This is a genomic window from Streptomyces hokutonensis (assembly GCF_042751305.1).
GTDB classification, from domain to species: Bacteria; Actinomycetota; Actinomycetes; order Streptomycetales; family Streptomycetaceae; genus Streptomyces; species Streptomyces hokutonensis_A.
Genome location: NZ_JBHYWD010000040.1, coordinates 30,011 through 49,914 on the forward strand (window position 1 = coordinate 30,011; position 19,904 = coordinate 49,914).

Annotated in this window: 19 protein-coding genes; 9 read left to right on the top strand and 10 right to left on the bottom strand. The window is 69.9% G+C overall.

All coding sequences use genetic code 11. The annotated features are described in order from the left end of the window. The first annotated feature begins 49 nt into the window (after nt 1-49). A complete protein-coding gene (locus ACFXC1_RS49520) occupies nt 50-1,594 on the top strand; it encodes an LCP family protein (RefSeq protein WP_381256606.1) in 1,545 nt (514 codons plus the stop codon). Beyond that, nucleotides 1,591-1,809: a hypothetical protein gene (locus ACFXC1_RS49525; protein WP_381256609.1), complete on the top strand. Its 219-nt coding sequence runs from the start codon at nt 1,591-1,593 to the stop codon at nt 1,807-1,809. Before ACFXC1_RS49520 ends, ACFXC1_RS49525 begins: the two co-directional genes overlap by 4 nt. 29 nt (nt 1,810-1,838) lie before the next feature. Here the strand turns inward: ACFXC1_RS49525 and ACFXC1_RS49530 are convergent, their stop codons facing one another. Next, the gene (locus ACFXC1_RS49530; RefSeq protein WP_381256612.1) at nt 1,839-2,873 is read right to left on the bottom strand and encodes a glycosyltransferase family 2 protein; all 1,035 of its coding nucleotides are present in this window, start codon (nt 2,871-2,873) and stop codon (nt 1,839-1,841) included. Nucleotides 2,874-2,999: 126 nt separating this feature from the next. Between ACFXC1_RS49530 and ACFXC1_RS49535 the strand changes: the two genes are divergently transcribed. Beyond that, the gene (locus ACFXC1_RS49535; protein WP_381256614.1) at nt 3,000-4,436 is read left to right on the top strand and encodes an LCP family protein; all 1,437 of its coding nucleotides are present in this window, start codon (nt 3,000-3,002) and stop codon (nt 4,434-4,436) included. 39 nt (nt 4,437-4,475) lie between these two features. Here the strand turns inward: ACFXC1_RS49535 and ACFXC1_RS49540 are convergent, their stop codons facing one another. Then, nucleotides 4,476-5,000 carry an acyl-CoA thioesterase gene (locus ACFXC1_RS49540; protein WP_381256617.1) on the bottom strand — a complete coding sequence of 175 codons (525 nt, stop codon included), beginning with the start codon at nt 4,998-5,000 and terminating at the stop codon, nt 4,476-4,478. A 120-nt stretch (nt 5,001-5,120) separates the two neighbouring features. Here ACFXC1_RS49540 and ACFXC1_RS49545 point away from each other — a divergent pair, with 120 nt between their 5' ends. Further along, on the top strand, nt 5,121-6,416 hold the full coding sequence (locus tag ACFXC1_RS49545; protein WP_381256620.1) for an LCP family protein: 1,296 nt from the start codon (nt 5,121-5,123) through the stop codon (nt 6,414-6,416). Between the two features lie 62 nt (nt 6,417-6,478). Here ACFXC1_RS49545 and ACFXC1_RS49550 read toward each other — a convergent pair whose 3' ends face one another. Beyond that, on the bottom strand, nt 6,479-7,636 hold the full coding sequence (locus ACFXC1_RS49550; protein WP_381256623.1) for an acyl-CoA dehydrogenase: 1,158 nt from the start codon (nt 7,634-7,636) through the stop codon (nt 6,479-6,481). A gap of 177 nt (nt 7,637-7,813) precedes the next feature. Between ACFXC1_RS49550 and ACFXC1_RS49555 the strand changes: the two genes are divergently transcribed. Further along, complete coding sequence (locus ACFXC1_RS49555) at nt 7,814-9,157, top strand: UDP-glucose dehydrogenase family protein (RefSeq protein ID WP_381256626.1); 1,344 nt, start codon at nt 7,814-7,816, stop codon at nt 9,155-9,157. 260 nt (nt 9,158-9,417) lie between these two features. Here ACFXC1_RS49555 and ACFXC1_RS49560 read toward each other — a convergent pair whose 3' ends face one another. After that, nucleotides 9,418-9,918, bottom strand: coding sequence for a CGNR zinc finger domain-containing protein (locus tag ACFXC1_RS49560; protein ID WP_381256628.1), 501 nt, complete (start codon nt 9,916-9,918; stop codon nt 9,418-9,420). A gap of 84 nt (nt 9,919-10,002) precedes the next feature. Here ACFXC1_RS49560 and ACFXC1_RS49565 point away from each other — a divergent pair, with 84 nt between their 5' ends. Both ACFXC1_RS49565 and ACFXC1_RS49570 read left to right on the top strand, forming a co-directional pair. Continuing rightward, the gene (locus ACFXC1_RS49565; RefSeq protein ID WP_381256631.1) at nt 10,003-10,368 is read left to right on the top strand and encodes a VOC family protein; all 366 of its coding nucleotides are present in this window, start codon (nt 10,003-10,005) and stop codon (nt 10,366-10,368) included. A gap of 14 nt (nt 10,369-10,382) precedes the next feature. After that, complete coding sequence (locus ACFXC1_RS49570) at nt 10,383-10,760, top strand: VOC family protein (RefSeq protein WP_381256634.1); 378 nt, start codon at nt 10,383-10,385, stop codon at nt 10,758-10,760. Nucleotides 10,761-10,768: 8 nt separating this feature from the next. On the opposite strand, the gene ACFXC1_RS49575 is transcribed toward ACFXC1_RS49570, so the two are convergent. The 4 genes from ACFXC1_RS49575 to ACFXC1_RS49590 form a co-directional block, all read right to left on the bottom strand. Next, on the bottom strand, nt 10,769-11,911 hold the full coding sequence (locus ACFXC1_RS49575; RefSeq protein ID WP_381256636.1) for a dipeptidase: 1,143 nt from the start codon (nt 11,909-11,911) through the stop codon (nt 10,769-10,771). Between the two features lie 130 nt (nt 11,912-12,041). Beyond that, nucleotides 12,042-13,220: a dipeptidase gene (locus tag ACFXC1_RS49580; RefSeq protein WP_381256639.1), complete on the bottom strand. Its 1,179-nt coding sequence runs from the start codon at nt 13,218-13,220 to the stop codon at nt 12,042-12,044. A 5-nt stretch (nt 13,221-13,225) separates the two neighbouring features. Then, entirely contained in the window at nt 13,226-13,771 is a 546-nt protein-coding gene (gene purE, locus ACFXC1_RS49585) for a 5-(carboxyamino)imidazole ribonucleotide mutase (RefSeq protein WP_381256641.1), read from the bottom strand. Beyond that, complete coding sequence (locus ACFXC1_RS49590) at nt 13,768-14,907, bottom strand: 5-(carboxyamino)imidazole ribonucleotide synthase (RefSeq protein ID WP_381256644.1); 1,140 nt, start codon at nt 14,905-14,907, stop codon at nt 13,768-13,770. The genes purE and ACFXC1_RS49590 overlap by 4 nt, the downstream gene beginning before the upstream one ends. Nucleotides 14,908-15,083: 176 nt before the next feature. Between ACFXC1_RS49590 and ACFXC1_RS49595 the strand changes: the two genes are divergently transcribed. Continuing rightward, nucleotides 15,084-15,596, top strand: coding sequence for a GtrA family protein (locus tag ACFXC1_RS49595; RefSeq protein WP_381256647.1), 513 nt, complete (start codon nt 15,084-15,086; stop codon nt 15,594-15,596). A 15-nt stretch (nt 15,597-15,611) separates the two neighbouring features. On the opposite strand, the gene ACFXC1_RS49600 is transcribed toward ACFXC1_RS49595, so the two are convergent. Next, a complete protein-coding gene (locus ACFXC1_RS49600; protein WP_381256650.1) occupies nt 15,612-16,889 on the bottom strand; it encodes an ATP-binding protein in 1,278 nt (425 codons plus the stop codon). 6 nt (nt 16,890-16,895) lie between these two features. Next, nucleotides 16,896-17,573 carry a response regulator transcription factor gene (locus ACFXC1_RS49605; protein ID WP_174447603.1) on the bottom strand — a complete coding sequence of 226 codons (678 nt, stop codon included), beginning with the start codon at nt 17,571-17,573 and terminating at the stop codon, nt 16,896-16,898. 332 nt (nt 17,574-17,905) lie between these two features. Between ACFXC1_RS49605 and ACFXC1_RS49610 the strand changes: the two genes are divergently transcribed. Next, nucleotides 17,906-19,402, top strand: a complete 1,497-nt coding sequence (locus tag ACFXC1_RS49610) for an oligopeptide:H+ symporter (RefSeq protein WP_381256653.1) — start codon at nt 17,906-17,908, stop codon at nt 19,400-19,402. The last annotated feature ends 502 nt before the right edge of the window (nt 19,403-19,904 follow it).

The window sequence follows — 19,904 nt, forward strand, 5'->3', positions numbered from 1 at the left end:
CTTGACTCAGAGCAGCGTGCGTGGGGAGGGGCCGGCGGTTGAGGACACGATGTCGCTCACGCCGGCGGACGGGAAGAGACGGGCGGACGGCGGGGGCAGACGCAAGGGCGGCAGACGCCGGGCGCTGCGCTGGTCGGCGATCGTTCTCGCGGTGGTCATACTCGGGACGGCCGGCGCCGGATACCTCTACTACCAGCACCTCAACGACAACATCAACAAAGACCCCCTGAACCTCGGGGACGAGAAGGACCGGGCCGCCGCGTCCAAGGCCAACGCGGCCGGGCAGACCCCGCTGAACATCCTGCTGATCGGTTCGGACGCGCGGGACTCCGCGGAGAACCAGAAGCTCGGCGGCGCGAAGGACACCTTCGGGACACCGGCCCGCGCCGACGTCCAGATGCTGCTGCACGTCTCCGCCGACCGCTCCAACATGTCGGTCGTGAGCATGCCCCGTGACACCTTGGTGGACATCCCCAAGTGCACGGACCCGGACACCAAGAAGACGTACGCGGCCGAGACGAACGTCATCACGAACGACTCCCTGGGCCGCGGCGGCCCCGGCTGCACGGTGGCGACCTGGGAGAAGCTGACCGACATCCACATCGACCACTTCATGATGGTCGACTTCTCGGGTGTGGTGTCGATGGCGGACGCGATCGGCGGAGTACCGGTCTGCGTGGACGCCAACATCTACTCGCACACCTCCTCCGGCAAGGGCTCGGGCCTGAAGCTGAAGAAGGGCACCACGTCCGTGAAGGGCAAGCAGGCCCTGCAGTGGCTGCGCACCCGCTACGGCTTCGAGGACGACACCGACATCGCCCGCACCAAGGCGCAGCACCAGTACATGAACTCGATGGTCCGCCAGCTGCGCGAGAACGCCACGCTGAGCAACCCGGCCAAGCTGCGCAGCCTCGCCGAGACGGCCACGAAGGCGATCACGGTCGACAACGACCTCGGGACGGTCGCCAAGCTCTACGACCTGAGCAAGGAACTGAAGAAGGTTCCGACCAAGCGGATCACCATGACGACGATGCCGTGGGTGTACTCGGGCAGCAGTGGCCGGGTGGTGCCGAAGGCGACGGACGCGGAGCAGCTGTTCCGGCTGGTCCGCGAGGACATCGCGCTGGACGGCAAGGACAAGAAGAAGACCACGACCGTGCAGGCGTCCACCGATCCGGCCGCCGCCGACGACAAGATCGCCGTACAGGTGGAGAACGGCACCCGCACCAGCACGACGGGCGCGGTGCGCGGCCGGGCGACCGCGGTGGCCGGACTCCTCGTCGGCAAGGGCTTCAAGGAGGCGGTGGCGGACTCGTCGGCGATCCTCAGCGAGGCCACGACGGTCGTCCGCTATCCGAGCGCCGATCTGGAGGGCGACGCCCAGCGGGTCGCCAAGGCGCTCGGCATCCCGACGAGCGCGGTGAAGAAGTCGACGAGCGTCTCCGGGGTCACCCTGGTCGTCGGCGCGGACTGGAGCACCGGCACCAAGTACAAGGCACCGGCCTCGGACGACACGACCCCGACATCGGCCGACGCCCTCAACGGCTCGGACACCACGGCCTGTATGCACGTCGACCCGAACTACGTCTGGTGAGCGGACCGTTGCCGGGGCGGCCCTGGGGGACCGAGGTCGTCCTCGGGCTCGTCGCCGTCGCGATCGCGCACTTCGCGACCGCCGTCGCCTTCGGCCACTCCGTCGCGAGCGCGCTGGAGACGCTGGCCGAGGACATGGTGATGCTCGTCGTCGTGGCCTCGGTAGTCGCCGTCGTCAGGTCGCGGAAGCGGCGTCGTAGGGCCCAGGAGGGCTGAGCGGTTCTCGGGCGGGACGCCCGCGGTGCTCAGCTGCCGGTCGGGCTGAGTACCGCGGGGCGCCGGGACGCGATCACCCTGCGTGCAAGGGACTTGGGGCTGGTGAGGAAGCCGTAGCCCCAGGACATGTGCATGGTGGCGAGGGCGACCGGGATCTGCAGGCGGGCCTTCAGGGAGAGGCCCCTGCCCGCCGGGAGGGAGCCGAGCGCGATCGCCGCGAGGTAGCCGCCGGGGATCAGGAAGCCCCAGGGCGTCAGGACCGCGCCGATCACCAAACCGGCCGCGATCGCGCACACGGCGGTCGGCGGGGCGAGGTAGCGCAGGTTGATGGAGCCCTCGTGGTAGCGGGCGACGACGTGCCGCCAGCGGCCGTAGTCCTTGTACTGCTTGGCGAGGGCCTTCACCGACGGGCGGGGGCGGTACGACACCTTCAGCTCCGGCGAGAACCAGATCAGGCCGCCGGCCTCGCGGATGCGGAAGTTCAGCTCCCAGTCCTGGGCGCGGATGAACTCCTCGTTGTAGCCGCCCTGTTGTTCGAGGGCTTCGCGGCGGAAGACACCGAGGTAGACCGTCTCGGCGGACCCGGCCTCTCCACCCGTGTGGAAGGCCGCGTTGCCCACGCCGATCTTCGAGGTCATCGCGGCGGCGACCGCGTCCTCCCAGGCGTTCTCGCCCTCGGCGTGCATGATGCCGCCGACGTTCTGCGCGCCGGTCTCCTCCAGGAGCCGTACGGCGGTGGCGATGTAGTTCGGGGAGAGCATGCCGTGGCCGTCGACGCGGACGACGATCGGATGGCGGGAGGCCTTGATCGCGGCGTTGAGGGCGGCGGGGGTGCGGCCGGCCGGGTTCGGGACGGTGTGGACGCGAGGGTCCTCGGCCACGAGCTGGGCCGCGATCTCGTCCGTGCGGTCCTTCGAGGGACCGAGGGCGAGCACGACCTCCATCTCGCCGGCGTACTCCTGCGCGAGGATCGCTTGGACGGCTCCACGCAGATGCCGCTCCTCGTCGAGGACGGGCATGATCACAGAAACGGCGGGGAGCCGCACGTCGGGCTTGGCGTTCATAGAGGGCTCACGTTACCGCGAACGGGGGACACGGACGCGCCCCGCCCGGGCGGCTGCGGCGGTATCAGATCGTATGGGCCTACGGTGCTCAAGATCCCACGTACGGCCCTCGCGGAGGTGTCCCCCATGCCCACGCCGCCCCGCCGCTCCCCCGCCGCCCGTCCCCCACAGCGCCGCCCGCGGCCCCCCGTACGGCCGAAGAAGCCGCGCTGGGCCATGCGGGCGGCGACGACGCTGTCCGTGGTGGTGCTCGCGTCCGCCGGGATCGGGCACGCGGTGGTCAGCAGCCTCGACGCGGACATCGCCCGCGTCGACCCGTTCAAGGACATGAAGAACCGGCCGCGGGCGGGCAACGGCATGAACGTCCTGCTGGTCGGCACCGACGGGCGGGACAAAATCACCGAGGCGGAGCGGCACAGGTACCACCTCGGCGGCGCCCCCTGCCACTGCACCGACACCATCATGATCGTGCACATCTCGGAGGACCGGGAGCGGGCCAGCGTGGTCAGCCTGCCGCGTGACTCCTACGCCGAGGTACCGGGGGTCCAGGGCCGTCCCGCGCACCCCATCAAGCTCAACGCGGCCTACGCGGAGGGCGGCCCCAACCTCACCGTCCAGACCGTCGAGTCCATGACCCACGTGAAGATCGACCACTACCTGGAGGTCGACTTCACCAGCTTCATGAAGACGGTCGACGTGCTGGGCGGAGTCAAGATCTGCACGGCCGAACCGCTGAAGGACTCCTACACCGGCCTCGACCTCCCCGCCGGTTCGCACACCCTGATGGGCGGTCAGGCACTCCAGTACGTCCGCTCGCGGCACGTCGACGGAGCCTCCGACCTCGGCCGGATGAAGCGCCAGCAGCGTTTCCTGGCGGCGCTGATCGACCAGGCCACCTCCTCCGGGGTGCTGCTGAACCCGCTGAAGTTCCGCGACGTGACCCACGCCGTGCTCGGCTCGGTCCGCGCGGACCAGGGCTTCGGCACCGACGAACTCCTCGACCTCGGCCGCGCGATGCGCTCCTTCTCGCCGTCCTCCTCCGAGTTCACCACCGTGCCCATCGGGCAGCTGGGCTACGTCGTGAAGGGCATCGGCTCCACCCTCAAGTGGGACGAGCCGAAGGCGGCGAAGCTCTTCGAGTCCCTGCGCGACGACAAGCCGCTGACCGTGCACCGGGCGCCGCGCGCCAATGCCGTGAAGGTGGACGTGGCCCCGCAGCAGATCCAGGTCCAGGTGGAGAACGGGACGGCGACCGCCGGCCTCGGCAAGCGCGTCGACGCGGCACTGGCGGCGACCGGCTTCCGTACGACGCACCAGCCGGTGAGCGCCGCCGACCACGCCGTACGACGGACGGTGATCGCCTACGACCCCCGCTGGGACCGGTCCGCGAAGTCCCTCGCGGCGGCGCTGCCCGGGAGCGAGCTGCGGGCGGTGAAGGGGCAGGGGCCGCTGCTGAAGGTGATCGCCGGGAGCGACTTCAAGCAGGTCACCCGGGTGCGGGCGGCGGATGTGCAGCAGGGCGAGTTCGGGGTGGTGACCGGGGACGAGGTGGGGTGTTCGTAGTGAAGTGGGGTGTTTTGTAACAGCGTCGGCGGGCGGGCCTCAGTCGTCGAGGCCCTCCGCCGCCCGCTTCTCGCGCAGTTCCATGATGGCGCGGCGGCGGGACAGCCGGTGGGTGCGGCGGATCTGGGCCTCCTGGTAGCGGCGCTCGTCGCGCTCGGTCTCGGGGATCACCGGTGGTACGGCCCGGGGCTTGCCGTCGGCGTCGACGGCGGCGAACACCAGATACGCGGAGCCGACCTGGGTGGCCGGGGTCGACTCGTTCCAGCGCTCGGCCAGGACCCGCACGCCGACCTCCATCGAGGTCCGGCCGGTCCAGTTGACCTGGGCCTTCACATGGACGAGGTCGCCGACGCGGACCGGTTCCAGGAACGCCATCTCGTCCATCGACGCGGTCACGGCCGGTCCGCCGCTGTGCCGCCCGGCGACCGCGCCCGCCGCGTCGTCGACCAGCTTCATGATCACACCGCCGTGCACGGTCCCCAGCAGGTTCGTGTCGGCGTTCGTCATGATGTGGCTGAGGGTGGTCCGGGAGGCGGACGTCGGCTTGCCCGGCAGGTCTGTCATGGCCGCCACCCTATGCCGGGGTGGACATCTGCGGACTTTGTGTTGGCTTCGCAACAGCAGTGCCCTGATTTTCCTACGACCCTTGTAAACGACATGGCCGCTACCTGCACACTGGGCCCCATGAACGATTGGCCCGAGGGATGGTCCGGCGGCAACCGCGGCAACGAGTACGGACGCGGTAGCGCGAACGCACAGCCGGAGAGCGCACGCGTGATGCGCCAGGTACGACGCGGCCCGCAGGCCCCGCCGTACGGCGCCGGAGTCCCGCCGCAGCCGTCGTACACGGGCGGCCAGGGCTATGACGAGGGCCAGAACGGCTACGGCCAGGGCGGCTACGACAACAACGGGTACGACGGCTACAACACCGGCCAGGTCTACGGCGGCGGTGGCCCGGTCGGCCCCGAGGGCCCGGACGACGGGCGCGGTCCGCGGCGCGCGCCGAACTGGCGCCGTCGTATCAAGTGGACCGCGATCACCGTGGTCACCGTGCTGGTCGTGACCACCGTCGGCACCTACTTCTGGGCCGACTCCAAGCTGAACCGCGACGTCGACCTCTCGAAGGTGATCGACCGGCCGGCGGGCGGCGACGGCACGAACTACCTGATCGTCGGCTCCGACAGCCGCGAGGGGCTGACGGCCGCCGAGAAGAAGAAGCTGCACACCGGTTCCGCCGAGGGCAAGCGCACCGACTCGATGATGATCCTGCACGTGGGCTCCAGCGGCGACACGCTGATCTCGCTGCCACGCGACTCGAACGTCACGATCCCGTCGTACGTGGGCTCCACCTCGGGCAAGACGTACCCGAACACGGGCCGGCAGACCAAGCTCAACGCGGCGTACGCGGAGGACGGGCCGACGCTCCTCGTCCGCACCGTCGAGTACAACATGGGCCTGCACATCGACCACTACGTCGAGATCGGCTTCAACGGCTTCGCGGACATCGTGGACGCGGTCGGCGGGGTCACGCTCACCATCGACAAGGGCTTCAAGGACTCGTACTCGGGCGCCAACTTCAAGGCGGGCAAGCAGACGCTGAACGGCGAGGAGGCCCTGGCCTTCGTCCGTACCCGGCACGCGTTCGCCGCGTCCGACCTCCAGCGCACGAAGAACCAGCAGAAGTTCCTGTCCGCGCTGGCCCACCAGGTGGCGACCCCGGGGACCCTGCTGAACCCCTTCAAGCTCTACCCGACGCTCGGCGCCGGCCTGGACTCGCTGTCCGTCGACAAGGACATGTCGCTCTGGGACCTGGCGTCCATGTTCTGGGCGATGAAGGGCGTCAGCGGCGGCGACGGCACCTCGATGAACATGCCGATCTCGGGCTCCACGGGCGGCAACCTCCTGTGGGACAAGGCGAAGGTCAAGACGCTGGTGAACGAGCTGAACAACGACCAGAAGGTCACGGTCTCCGGCAACTGACGCGACCGGTGACATGAGGAAGGGGGCCCTTGTCGGACAAGGGCCCCCTTCCTCATGTGCTGTTACGGCAGGTTGCGCGCCATGACGATGCGCTGGACCTGGTTCGTGCCCTCGTAGATCTGCGTGATCTTCGCGTCGCGCATCATGCGCTCGACCGGGTAGTCACGGGTGTAGCCGTAGCCGCCGAGGAGCTGGACCGCGTCGACGGTGACCTCCATCGCCACGTCCGAGGCGAAGCACTTGGCCGCCGCGCCCTGGAAGGTGAGGTTCTTGTCGCCGCGCTCGGAGGCGGCAGCCGCCTGGTACGTCAGGGCGCGGGCCGCCTCGATCTTCATGGCCATGTCGGCCAGCATGAACTGGATGCCCTGGAAGTCGGCGATCGGCTTGCCGAACTGCTTGCGCACCTTGACGTAGCCCTTGGCGTAGTCGAGGGCGCCCTGCGCGATACCGAGGGCCTGCGCCGCGATGGTGATGCGGGTGTGGTCCAGGGTCTTCATCGCGGTGGCGAAGCCGGTGCCCTCGGCGCCGATCATGCGGTCGGCCGGGATGCGGACGTTGTCGAGGTAGACCTCGCGGGTCGGGGAGCCCTTGATGCCGAGCTTCTTCTCCGGGGCGCCGAAGGAGACACCTTCGTCGGACTTCTCGACCACGAACGCGCTGATGCCCTTGGAGCGCTTCTCGGGGTCCGTCACCGCCATCACCGTGTAGTACTCGGAGACGCCCGCGTTGGTGATCCAGCGCTTCACGCCGTTGAGGACGTAGTGGTCGCCGTCGCGGACCGCCTTCGTCTTCATGCCGGCCGCGTCCGAGCCCGCGTCCGGCTCGGAGAGGGCGTACGAGAACATCGCGTCGCCCTTGGCGAGCGGGGTCATGTACTTCTTCTTCAGGTCCTCGGAGCCGGAGAGGATCACCGGGAGCGAGCCCAGCTTGTTCACCGCCGGGATGAGGGAGGAGCTGGCACACACGCGGGCCACCTCCTCGATCACGATCACCGTGGCCAGGGCGTCCGCGCCGGTGCCGCCGTACTCCTCGGGGACGTGCACGGCGTGCAGGTCGTTCGCGACGAGGGCGTCGAGCGCCTCCTGCGGGAAGCGGGACTCCTCGTCCACCGCTGCGGCGTACGGCGCGATCTTCGCCTCGGCCAGTGAGCGGATCGCGTCGCGGAGCATGTCGTGCTCCTCTGACGGGCGGTACAGGTCGAAGTCAGCCGATCCGGCCAAGGTCTCTCACGCTCCAAGGACGCTGTGATGACGGTGCTAATTACTGTTAAGTAACCCAAATTTTAGGGGCCCGCCCACGGGAGTGATACGTGAGCTTGGCGACAGGGGGAAAGTTGCCCGTCAGAGCGTCCGACTATGCTCGGGCGCGCATCCGCCCGTAGACCTTCTGGAGCATCCATGGCCCTCAAGATCACCGTGATCGGCACCGGCTATCTCGGCGCCACGCACGCCGCGGCCATGGCCGAGCTGGGCTTCGAGGTGCTGGGTCTTGACGTCGTTCCCGAGAAGATCGCGATGCTCCAGCGGGGCGAGGTCCCGATGTACGAGCCGGGGCTGGAGGAGCTGCTGCGCAAGCACGTCGCGGGCATCGAGGGATCCAGCGGGCGGCTGCGGTTCACCATGGACTGGGCGGAGGTCGCGGAGTTCGGCGACGTCCACTTCATGTGCACGAACACCCCGCAGAAGCACGGCGAGTACGCCTGCGACATGTCGTACGTCGACCGGGCCTTCGAACTGCTCGCCCCGCACCTCACGCGCCCCGCGCTGGTCGTCGGCAAGTCCACCGTGCCGGTCGGTTCGGCGGACCGGCTGGCCGCCTATCTCGCCGAGCACGCGCCCGCCGGCGCGGATGCCGAGCTGGCCTGGAACCCGGAGTTCCTGCGCGAGGGCTTCGCCGTCCAGGACACGCTGCGTCCGGACCGGATCGTGGTCGGTGTACGCAGCGAGCGGTCCGAGAAGCTGCTGCGCGAGGTGTACGCGGTGCCGGTCGGGGCCGGGGCGCCGTTCGTGGTGACCGACTTCCCGACCGCCGAGCTGGTGAAGACGGCCGCGAACTCCTTCCTCGCCACCAAGATCTCCTTCATCAACGCCATGGCCGAGGTCTGCGAGGCCGCCGACGGCGATGTCGTGAAGCTGGCGGAGGCGATCGGGCACGACGAGCGGATCGGCAGCAAGTTCCTGCGGGCCGGGATCGGCTTCGGCGGGGGCTGCCTGCCCAAGGACATCCGGGCGTTCATGGCGCGCGCCGGCGAACTGGGCGCCGACCAGGCCCTCACCTTCCTGCGCGAGATCGACTCCATCAACATGCGGCGGCGCGGACAGATGGTCGAGATGGCGCGCGAGGCGCTCGGCGGCGGCTCCTTCCTGGGCAAGCGGGTCGCCGTCCTCGGCGCGGCCTTCAAGCCCGACTCGGACGACGTCCGCGACTCCCCCGCGCTGAACGTGGCCGGCCAGATCCACCTCCAGGGCGGCCAGGTCACGGTCTACGACCCGAAGGGCATGGACAACGCCCGGCGGCTGTTCCCGACGCTCGGCTACGCCGACACCGCCATAGAGGCCGTGCGGGGCGCCGATGTCGTCCTGCACCTGACGGAGTGGCGGGAGTTCCGCGAGCTGGACCCGGCGGAGCTCGGCGAGGCCGTACGCGCCCGGGTGGTCCTCGACGGACGCAACGCGCTCGACCCGCAGCTGTGGCGGAAGGCGGGCTGGACGTTCCGCGCGATGGGACGTCCCACCGCGTAGCAGGCGATCGGGGGGGCGGACGAGGCGGGGGCGACACCGCGACGCGGGGCACGAGGCCGGGCAGGGGGATGCCGATCCGGCCGAGGCTAGATCGGCGGGCCGCCCCACCGCCTGACCCACGCGTACCACCGCACAACACTCACGCAGGCGGGCGACGCCGGTCCGGCCGAGGCTCAGTCGGCCGGACCGGCGTCTTGCTGCATTCTGCACCACTGGGCCGTGCTCGGCGCGAGGACCACTCAAGTCGCCCCCGACGAGGGCTACTTGGCCCGGTAACGCCGCATCTTCGCGCGCGCCCCGCACACCGCCATCGAGCACCAGCGGCCCCGGCCCGCCGGGCTGCGGTCGTAGTACGCCCAGTGGCAGGTCGGCGCCTCGCAGGCCTTCAGGCGCGGCCAGGTGCCCGCGACGAGGGACTGGGCGATCGCCGCCGCGACGCGGGAGAGCAGGGGTTCCGCGTCGGCGGGGGTGAGGCGGGCAGAGCCGTCACGGGCGTCGAGCGCGATCAACAGCGGGGCGCGCGCGAGGAGTTCGCCGAGCGGGGTCACGTCCTGGTGCGCGGGGTGGCCCGCGTGGGCGAGCAGGGTGGCACGCAGGGACTCGCGGAGTTCGCGGGCCTGTGGGACGTCGTGCGCCGTGAGTCCGAAGGGGGCCCGGCCGTCCTCCGTGTCGAGTGCGTCGGCGCCCGCCTCGATGTCCAGCGTGTTCACCAGGGCCTCGATCAGGGCCAGGTCGCCGGGCGCGGGAACTCTCTCACTCATGCTTGCGACGTTACCTCCAATGCGGGAGCATGAGGTAACCGTTACCGGCTGACGCCACATATGGGTAACCCGAAGGAGTCCGTCATGGCCATCGCCGAGCTGGGTGTCGTCGTCCTGGACTGTCCCGACCCGCGCGCGCTCGCCGCGTTCTACGCCGGGGTCCTGGGCGGCACGGTCGAAGTGGAGGGCGAGGGAGAGTGGGTGGATCTGAAGGTGCCCGGCGGACAGTCGCTGGCGTTCCAGCAGGCACCCGGGCACGTACCGCCGAAGTGGCCCGCGCCCGGCGACTCGCAGCAGTTCCACCTCGATCTGACCGTCGAGGACCTGGACGCGGCCGAGAAGGGCGTCCTGGCGCTGGGCGCGACCCCGCTGGACACCGAGAACCGCTCGCGCAGTTTCCGGGTGTACGCCGACCCGGCGGGGCACCCGTTCTGCCTCTGCGCCTGCTGACTCAGGAGGTCTTCGTGACTGCCATTCGCTTCCGTTCCACCGTGATCGACTGCCCGGACCCGCTCGCGCTCGCCGGCTTCTACGCCGGCGTCCTGGGCGGCACGCCCCGGGCCGCCGACGACGAGTGGGTCGTCCTCGACATCCCCGACGGCCCGCGCATCGCCTTCCAGCGGGTGGAGCGGTACACCCCGCCGGAGTGGCCGGGCGCGGACCGGCCGCAGCAGTTCCACCTCGACTTCGACGCCGGGTCGACGTGGGAGGAGATCGAGGCGGCCGAGAAGGCCGTACTGGCGCTCGGCGCGCGGCTGTTGGAGCGGCAGGACAAGGAGGACTTCCGGGTGTACGCCGATCCGGCAGGGCATCCGTTCTGCCTCTGCCGGATCGACCACTGACCGGAGATCTATCCGTCCAGCTCGGCAATCTTCGCCGTCGACGGCTCGCGGCGCTGCTGTGCGGCGCGGGCCGTGAAGTCGGCGCTGCGCAGGGCGCGTTGGACGTTGCCCCAGCTGAGCAGGGCGAGGTCGGGCTCGGACCAGCCGCGGTGGAGGAGCTCGGCGAACAGGTTCGGGTAGCAGGAGGCGTCGGCGAGGTCCTGCGGGTGGGCGGTGCCGGCGTCGTAGGTGCCGGACAGGGCGACGGACTCCGGGCCCGCGATCCGGCGGACGTGGTCGAGGTGGTCGGCAACGTCCCGGACGGACGGCCCGGTCTGCTCGGCGGTGAGCGGCACCATGCACAGGCCCTTGGCGGCGCCGACCGCGGCGAGGAGTCCGTCGGAGAGGTTCGCCGGGTGCGGGCGCAGGGTGCGGGCGGCGGAACGGGTGAACAGCACCGGCGCCTTGGACGCCGCGAGCGCGCGGCGGATCGTCTCCTCGGAGGCGCCGGAGAGGTCGGCGAGCACGCCGAGCCGGTTCATCTCCCGCACGACCTCCTCGCCGAACCGGGTAAGACCCGCCTCGCTCGCCCAGGACACCCCGGACAGTGTGAGGACCCGCAGCCCCAGCGCGTGCAGCGAACGCAGGATGCCCAGCGAGTCGCCGAGCGCGGGCGCTCCGGCGGGGCCCAGCAGCACGGCGATACGGCCGCAGTTGCGCACGTCGGTGGTCTGCCCGGCGGTGTACGCCAGCCGCAGCCCTTCCGGGTGGGCGCGGACCACGGTGTTCACGAGGTCGAGCTGCTCCAGCGTGGCGCCGACCGCCCGGTCCCCGGCCAGCCCCTCCGGCAGATGCAGCGACCAGAACAGCGCGCCGACATGTCCCTCCCGCAGCCGCGGCACATCGGTGTCCACGGAACTCTCCCCCAGCTCCAGGTCGAACCACGGCAGATGCCGAAGCGCCCACGGCAGCCCGCTGTAGCCGTCGGCGACCGGGTGCGCGGCGAGGATGGCGTGCGCGCGCTCCAGAGGCTCCGCCGCCGGGTCGGAGACGGGGTCGTACGGTTCCGCGCTGTCCGGCGGGAAGGGCCCGGCGGGAAAGGGCTCGTGGACCAAGTCGTCGAGCTCGCCGACCTCGGTCGTCGCGTGCAGTTGGTCCTGGAGGTCGGCCATGGCGGGCTCCGTACGTCGTTACGGCAGTACGGTCACCGTCGCACGCCGACGTAGGGGCTTCCTGGTGGGCGGGGCGTTCGGGGTACGGCGCGGGAGTGGGCGCTCCCGCGCCGCGCAGCTCACCCGTCGTTCAGCCGTCCAGCGACTCGATCGTGGCGTTGGACGGCCCCCGCGTGGCCCGGATGTCCCGGGCCACGTCCTCCGCAGCGCCCAGCACCCGTACGGCGTTCTGCCAGGTCAGCTTGGCCAGGTCGGCCCTGGACCAGCCGCGGTCCAGCAGTTCCGCGATGAGGTTCGGGTAGCCGGAGACGTCGTTCAGGCCGTCAGGCGTGAAGGCCGTGCCGTCGTAGTCGCCGCCGATGCCGAGGTGGTCGACGCCCGCGACCTCGCGCATGTGGTCGAGGTGGTCGGCGACCGTGGAGACGGTGGCGACCGGGCGCGGGTGGTGCTCCTCGAAGGCGCGGTGGACCTTCATCGCCTCTTCGGTGGTCTCCAGGTGGTGCAGCCCGTGCGCCCGCATGTTGTCGTCGGCCGCGGCCGTCCAGTCCACGGCGGCCTGGAGCACGAACTTCGGCACGAACGTCACCATCGCCATACCGCCGTTGCCCGGCAGCCGCTCCAGCACGTCGTCCGGGATGTTGCGCGGATGGTCGCAGACGGCCCGCGCCGACGAATGGGAGAAGATCACCGGGGCCGTCGACGCGTCCAGCGCGTCACGCATCGTCGTCGCCGCCACGTGCGAGAGGTCGACGAGCATGCCCTCGCGGTTCATCTCCCGCACGACCGCACGGCCGAACGCCGACAGCCCGCCGACCCCCGGTTCGTCCGTAGCCGAGTCCGCCCACGCCACGTTGTCGTTGTGGGTGAGCGTCATGTAGCGCACCCCGAGGGCGTACAACCCCCGCAGTGTGCCGAGGGAGTTGGCGATCGAGTGCCCGCCCTCCGCACCCATCAACGAGGCGATACGGCCCTCCGCGCGCGCCGCCTCCATGTCCGCGGCGGTCAGCGCGGGCGCCAGCTCCTGCGGATAGCGGGCGAGCAACTGCCGTACGCAGTCGATCTGTTCGAGCGTCATCGGCACCGGGTCGGGCAGGTCCGAGCGGACGTACACCGACCAGTACTGCGCACCGACACCGCCCTCGCGCAGGCGCGGGAGGTCGGTGTGCAGATGCGCGTTCTGGTGGACGGCGATGTCGCGGGCGTCGAGGTCGTAGCCGACCTGTTTGCGCAGCGCCCAGGGCAGGTCGTTGTGCCCGTCGACGACCGGGAACTCGCGGAGCAGTTCCCGGGCCCGGTCCAGCGAGGTCATGCCGGTCACTTCCCGAAGCCGAAGCCGCTGCCGCCCGCGCCGCTCTCGACCTTGGCACGCAGCCGCTTGCCCTTCTCGGTGGCCTGGTCGTTCAGCTCCTGCTGGAACTCCCGCATCCGGACGAGGAGTTCCTCGTCGTGGGTGGCCAGGATGCGGGCGGCGAGCAGTCCCGCGTTGCGCGCGCCGGCGACCGAGACGGTGGCGACGGGGACACCGGCCGGCATCTGCACGATCGACAGCAACGAGTCCATGCCGTCCAGGTACTTCAGCGGTACGGGGACGCCGATCACCGGCAGCGGGGTCACCGAGGCGAGCATGCCCGGGAGGTGGGCGGCGCCGCCCGCGCCCGCGATGATCACCTTGAGGCCGCGGCCGTCGGCCTGCTCGCCGTAGGTGATCATCTCGCGCGGCATGCGGTGCGCGGAGACGACGTCGACCTCGTAGCCGATCTCGAACTCGTCGAGCGCCTTCGCGGCGGCCTCCATGACGGGCCAGTCGGAGTCCGACCCCATAACGATTCCAACGACGACGGGTCCTGCGACGGGGCTCATTCGGTGATCGTGCCTCTCAGATAGCCGGCTGCGTGGCGGGCGCGGTCCAGGACGTCGGCCAGGTCGGTGCCGTAGGTGTTGACGTGGCCCACCTTGCGGCCGGGCTTCACGTCCTTGCCGTACATGTGGATCTTCAGCTGGGGGTCGCGGGCCATGCAGTGCAGGTACGCGGAGTACATGTCCGGATAGTCGCCGCCCAGGACGTTGCACATGACGGTCCAGGGGGCGCGGGCGCGCGGGTCGCCCAGCGGGAGGTCGAGGACCGCGCGGACGTGGTTGGCGAACTGGCTGGTGACCGCGCCGTCCTGGGTCCAGTGACCGGAGTTGTGCGGGCGCATCGCGAGTTCGTTGACGAGGATGCGGCCGTCGCCGGTCTGGAACAGTTCGACGGCGAGATGGCCGACGACACCGAGCTCCTTGGCGATGCGCAGCGCCATCTCCTCGGCCTGGAGGGCGAGGGACTCGTCGAGGTCGGGGGCGGGTGCGATGACGGTGTCGCAGACGCCGTTCACCTGCTGGGACTCCACGACCGGGTAGGCGACGGCCTGGCCGTGCGGGGAGCGGACGACGTTCGCCGCCAGCTCCCGTACGAAGTCGACCTTCTCCTCGGCGAGCACGGGGACACCGGCACGGAAGGGGTCGGCCGCCTCCTCCGCCGACTCGACGACCCACACACCCTTGCCGTCGTAGCCGCCGCGCACGGTCTTGAGGACGACCGGGAAACCGTCCCCCTCCGCCGCGAAGGCGACCACGTCCGCCGGGTCGGCGACGATGCGGTGCCTCGGGCACGGCACACCGATCTCGACGAGCTTGGCCCGCATCACGCCCTTGTCCTGGGCGTGCACGAGCGCGTCCGGGCCCGGGCGCACGGGGATACCGTCCGCCTCCAGGGCGCGCAGATGCTCGGTGGGTACGTGTTCGTGATCGAAGGTGATCACGTCGCAGCCCCGCGCGAAGTCACGCAGCGTGTCGAGGTCGCGGTAGTCGCCGATGACGACATCGCCGACGACCTGCGCCGCGGAATCCTGAGGGGTGTCACTGAGGAGCTTGAATCTGATGCCGAGCGGGATGCCCGCCTCGTGTGTCATACGAGCGAGCTGCCCCCCGCCGACCATGCCGACTACCGGGAACGTCACTCCCCCAGGGTATCGGTCACGCGCCGGCGGCCCGATTTCCGTACCTCTTACCGTTCTTTTCCGGGTCTCTTCCCGACCTGTGAGCCCCTTCACGAGCGCCGGGGGAAAGCGATGGTTAGCATGGCCGGGTCGACGAATCCGCGATGACATCCGAGATGACAGGGGCCTGCACACCCATGGAACGTGGTTCCGAAGGGCCTTTCAAACGGCTCTCGCGCGAGGTCGCCAAGTTCGGCGCGGTGGGCATCGTGGGCACCGTGGTGAACTTCGCGGTCTCCAACCTGCTGTGGCATCTGACCAGCCTGCAGGCCGTGCGCGCCAATGTGATCGCGACGATCGTCGCCATCGGGTGCAACTACATCGGCTTCCGCTACTTCACCTACCGTGACCGCGACAAGAGCGCCCGCACCAAGGAACTCACCCTGTTCCTGGCGTTCAGCCTGGTCGGCCTGGTGATCGAGAACGGCGTCCTGTTCGCGGCGATCTACGGCTTCGGCTGGGACAGCTCGCTGCAGCGCAACGTCTTCAAGGTGCTCGGCATCGGCATCGCGACGCTGTTCCGCTTCTGGTCGTACCGCACCTGGGTGTTCAAGGCGCTGCCGGCCGAGGAGCCGGTCGTGGAGGCCGACGCTTTCCCTAAGCCGGCGGAGCCGCAGCCGCTGCCCCGCCCCAAACAGCGCGTCAGCTGAACCGGACCTCGCTCTTCAGCGGACCGTGGGCTCTTCCTCGTCCGCCGGCAGCCGCTTCGTCGGCGGCGTGCGCGAGAGGAACAGCCCGAACACCGGCGGCTGCGCCTGCAACATCTCCAGCCGTCCACCGTCCGCCTCCGCGAGGTCACGCGCGACCGCGAGACCGATCCCGGTGGAGTTACGGCCGCTGATCGTCCGCTCGAAGATCCGCGCACCGAGATCGGTCGGAACCCCCGGACCCTCGTCAGTGACCTCTACGACGGCCTGGTTGCCGGTGACCCGGGTGCGCAGGGCGACCGTACCGCCGCCGTGCATGAGCGAGTTCTCGATCAGCGCGGCCAGCACCTGCGCTACGGCACCCGGGGTGCCGACCGCCTGCAGATGCCGTTTGCCGGAGCTGACGATCGCGCGGCCGGAGCTGCGGTAGGCGGGCCGCCACTCGGCCAGCTGCTGCTGGATGACCTCGTCGAGGTCGAAGGAGACGGCGGAGCCGGTACGGGGGTCACGCGCGTTGGTCAGCAGGCGCTCCACGACGTCGGTGAGCCGCTCGACCTGCGTCAGCGCGATCGTCGCCTCCTCCTTCACCGTGTCCGGGTCGTCCGTGAGGGTGATCTCCTCAAGGCGCATGGACAGCGCGGTCAGCGGCGTACGCAGCTGGTGCGAGGCGTCCGCGGCGAGCCTGCGCTCGGCGGTGAGCATGCGGGCGATGCGCTCGGCGGAGGAGTCGAGGACATCGGCGACCCGGTCCAGTTCGGGAACGCTGTAGCGCTTGTGCCGGGGCCGCGGGTCACCCGACCCCAGCCGCTCGGCGGTCTCCGCGAGGTCGGTGAGCGGCGAGGCGAGCCGGTTGGCCTGCCGTACCGCGAGCAGTACGGCGGCCACGACGGCGAGCAGCGCCACGGCGCCGATGATGAGCAGCGTCCGCCCAACCTCACGGGTCACCGTCGAGCGCGGCTCCATCACGGTGACCGTCTCGCTCTCCTCGCCCTTGGCGGTGGAGCGGATGACGTCACCGGCCGGCTTGGTGCCGACCTCGATCACCGGGTCGCCCGGGATGCGGATCACGGCGTAGCGATCCTCGGTGACCTGGGTGCGCAGCACCTCCGAGTCGACGATCTCCGCGCCGAGGATCCGGCTGTCCACGATGCTGGCCAGCCGGAGCGCCTCGGAATCCACGCGTTCCTGGGCGCTGTTGCTGATCGTGCGCGTCTCGACGATGACAAGGGACACACCGAACACGGCGATGACCACGAGCACCACGGCGAGCGTGGACTGGATGAGCCGACGACGCACGGGCTGCTAGCTCTTCTCGAACCGGAACCCGACACCCCGCACCGTGGCGATGTACCGGGGGTTGGCCGCGTCGTCGCCGAGCTTCTTGCGCAGCCAGGAGATGTGCATGTCGAGGGTCTTGGTGGACGACCACCACGTGGTGTCCCAGACCTCGCGCATCAGCTGGTCACGAGTCACCACCCGCCCGGCGTCCCGCACCAGAACCCGCAGCAGGTCGAACTCCTTGGCGGTGAGCTGGAGTTCCTCGTCGCCCATCCACGCGCGGTGCGACTCGACGTCGATCCGCACGCCGTGCGTGGCGGGCGGCTGCGCGGGCTCGGCGGCGCCGCGCCGCAGCAGGGCCCGGACACGGGCGAGCAGTTCGGCGAGCCGGAAGGGTTTGGTGACGTAGTCGTCGGCGCCCGCGTCGAGGCCTACGACGGTGTCCACCTCGTCGGCGCGCGCGGTCAGGATGAGGATCGGGACGGTGTGGCCCTCGGCGCGCAGTCGGCGGGCCACTTCCAGGCCGTCCATGCCGGGCAGGCCCAGGTCCAGGACACACAGGTCGATGCCGCCCTGGATGCCGGCATCGAGGGCTGTCGGTCCGTCCTCGCGCACCTCGACCTCGTAACCTTCCCGTCGCAAAGCGCGGGCCAGCGGCTCCGAGATGGACGCGTCGTCCTCGGCGAGCAGTACACGGGTCATGAGGTGATGGTAGTCCGCCTCGGACGGCGGTCGGGGTGTGATCGCCACGAGTGATTCTTACCTTGGGGCAAGTCGGGTGTGCTTCGGTGAAGGATGCGGTCGGAACCTGTGCCTGTGGGATGTCATCCTGATATCCACCTTCGAATCGGCGCCCGCGGTTCTACTTCTCCCTGTGATCCGTGTCTCAAGTCCTTCCATATCCGGCACTGTCCTGCCGTATGGTGACCTGACCGCTTGTAGTGACACCGGGGACCTTTGGCGAGCATTTACTGCTGAAGGTCTTTTTTGTGTGCGGCCCCCGGCCAACAAGGCCCGACCAGCAAGGATCGACCATGGCGTCCAGCCTGACGAAGGACTCGGTGACTCCGGGCACCCCCGGTTCCGAGAAGACCTTCTTCGGCCACCCCCGCGGACTGGCCACACTCTTCATGACCGAGATGTGGGAGCGCTTCTCCTACTACGGCATGAGGGCCCTGCTTCCCCTGTACCTGGTCGCCCCCGGCGGCCTCCACCTGAGTGCGGCCACCGCTACCGCGATCTACTCGGTGTACCTGTCCCTCGTGTACCTGCTGGCCCTGCCCGGTGGCTGGTTCGCGGACCGCGTCCTCGGCCCCCGCAGGACCGTCGCGGTCGCCGGCGTGATCATCATGCTCGGCCACCTCACGCTCGCGCTCCCCACCTCGGGCACGTTCTTCGCGGGCCTCGGTCTGGTCGCGATCGGCTCGGGTCTCCTCAAGGCCAACATCTCCACGATGGTCGGCCACCTCTACGAGGGCCCCGACGACCCGCGCCGCGACGGCGGCTTCACCCTCTTCTACATCGGCATCAACCTCGGCGCGTTCGCCGCACCGCTGGTCATCGGCACCGTGGGCGAGAACGTCAACTGGCACCTCGGCTTCGCGCTCGCCGCGGTCGGCATGGCGCTGGGCCTCGCCCAGTACCTGCTCGGCACCCGCCACCTCAGCTCCCGCTCGGACGTCGTCCCCACGCCGCTGTCCGCCGAGGAAAAGTCCGCCACGCTCCGCAAGTCCGGCCTCTGGGCGGCCGTCGCGATCGTCTTCTACGCGGTCGTCGGCCTCTCCGGCCACTACACGCTGAACTGGCTGCTCGTCCCGATCACCGTCGCCGGCCTGCTCATCCCGGTCCTGGTCATCGCCCGCATCAAGCGCGACAAGACCCTCGACCGCGCCGACCAGTCGAAGATGTCCGCGTACATCTGGTTCTTCGTCGCCGCGGCCGTGTTCTGGATGATCTACGACCAGGGCGGCTCGACCGTGTCCCTGTTCGCCGACTCCTCCGCGAAGAACACCGTCTTCGGCTGGGACTTCCCGGTCTCCTGGTACCAGTCGGTCAACCCCGTCCTCATCATGGCCCTCGCCCCGGTCTTCGCCTGGGCCTGGCTGGCCCTGGCCCGCCGCGGCAAGGAGCCGAGCACGGCCACGAAGTTCTCGATGGGCCTGATCCTCATCGGCGCGTCCTTCTTCCTCTTCCTGGCCCCGCTCGCGATCGCCGACGGCGGTCACAAGGCGGCGGCGATGTGGCTCGTGGCGATCTACTTCGTCCAGACGGTCGGCGAACTGACCCTCTCCCCCGTCGGCCTCTCCGTCACCACGAAGATGGCTCCGGCCAAGTACGCCTCCCAGATGATGGGCGTCTGGTTCCTCGCGGTCACGGCGGGCGACGCGACGACGGGTCTGCTGTCGATCGCCGGGGTGGACCTGAACAAGACGGGCATTGTCGCGTTGCAGGCTGTTCTTGCGGTGCTTGCTGGTGCGGCGGTGTGGATGTACCGGAAGAAGGTGCGGGAGCTTATGGGGGATGTGCACTGACGCCGGTGTTCGTGCCGGCGGAGTTTTGACGGTGCTGGTTGGCCACTCGCTTCTTGTCAGTGTCGGGCTTCCGCGGACCGAGTAAAGGGCGCTGCGCTTCGCTCCGCGTCGGCTTCGCCGATGGCCCTGCGGGCCACCCTTGACTAGGTCCGCTCCAGCCCGTTTGAGAAGCGAGCGAGCGGCCCAGAGGAATGGGGGGCCGAGGCATGCCGACCCCTCACGTCGGCTGCGTACGCAACCAGCGGAGAGGATGCGCGTCAGCGTCTCGCCAGCACGCCACGCCGCCTCAGCGGCCAACCCCGAGTGGATGGATCCCCTCGGGAGCGAGCGGGGCGAGCAGGCTGCGCCCGCCAGGTCTCCAGGGGGTAAGCAGGAGCGGCCTGCTGTATCTGCCCCGGGGCGCGGTGCGGCTTCCCGGCCCGGGACGACCATCGAGCGGGGAGAGGGGGGGTGGGGTATGGGGTCTGAAAAAGTGTGTCACTTTCCACCCAAAGTGACACAC